Raw genomic sequence first — 1,129 nt, 5'->3', positions numbered from 1 at the left:
GTACCCCAACAGTATCAATACCAGAATGAGTGCAGTTACTCAATGGAAAATCGATGATTCTATATTTCCCCCCGAACGGAACAGCTGGTTTGGCCAGCCCAATAGTTAATTCACCTAATCTTGAACCCTGCCCTCCTGCCAATAACATTGCAATCCACTTTTTCGCTCCCATTAATCGTTCACTCTCCCGCGTCTTTTTTTGGTTTGCTTCATGTAAATCGATACGCCTAATGGAGGTACTGTTATTTCCATACTGAATAGTTGATTATGATAAGGCTCTTTTTTTACATTTATGGGTTCTTTATTAACCTGACCTGACCCTCCGAAAGCTACAGAATCACTATTAAAGACCTCTATATATTTCCCCTGAGATGGTACACCGATTTTATAATGATTATGAGTCTGAGCAGAAAAATTACAGACTACAATACAATAATCGCCTTTGCGTTTACCTTTTCTCATAAAGGTAAGAATACTCTGACTACTATTGTTAGGATCTATCCATTCAAAACCCTCCTGATCATGATCTAGTCTCCATAGGCAGGAAGTTTCTCTATATAATTCTTGGAGGCTACGGAAGTAATGTGCTAGCTTTGTGTGTGATTCATATTCCAATAGCAGCCAATCTAATTGCTCCTCATCTTTCCACTCAATAAACTGACCAAATTCCCCACCCATAAAGAGAAGTTTCTTACCAGGATGAGTCATAAAATAACCCAAGAGTAAACGCAAATTCGCAAATTTCTGCCAATAGTCACCTGGCATCTTATTCAATAAAGACCTTTTGCCATGAACTACTTCATCATGTGAAAAGGGTAATACGAAATTCTCTGAAAAAGCATAGAAAAATGAAAAGGTCAAAAGGCTGTGATGATTTGGTCTTTCACTCGTATCAAGTTTCATATATCGAAGAATATCGTTAGTCCATCCCATATTCCACTTATAATTAAAACCTAGACCGCCTATATCGGTAGGAGAAGTTATAAGTGGCCGGTCTGTTGCTTCTTCAGCCATCATTAAGGCGTTTGGATACTTCTTAAAAACCACTTCATTAAGTTTTTGCAAAAATTGTATTGCCTCAATGTTTTCTTCACCGCCATTTTGGTTTTTTAACTTTACCGGCAAAGGG

At 38.1% G+C, this 1,129-nt stretch carries 2 protein-coding genes; both read right to left on the bottom strand.

Features of this window, described 5'->3' with window-relative positions; genetic code table 11:
* A partial coding sequence (locus tag AC1DUW_RS29895) for a sugar phosphate nucleotidyltransferase (RefSeq protein WP_477644317.1) occupies nucleotides 1-172 on the bottom strand: 172 nt, incomplete at its 3' end.
* A partial coding sequence (locus tag AC1DUW_RS29890) for an alpha amylase C-terminal domain-containing protein (protein ID WP_477644316.1) occupies nucleotides 172-1,129 on the bottom strand: 958 nt, incomplete at its 5' end. The genes AC1DUW_RS29890 and AC1DUW_RS29895, both read right to left, overlap by 1 nt.

Source organism: Peribacillus sp. P4_C12, assembly GCF_056402095.1.
This window is presented reverse-complemented; position numbering and strand designations above follow the sequence as displayed.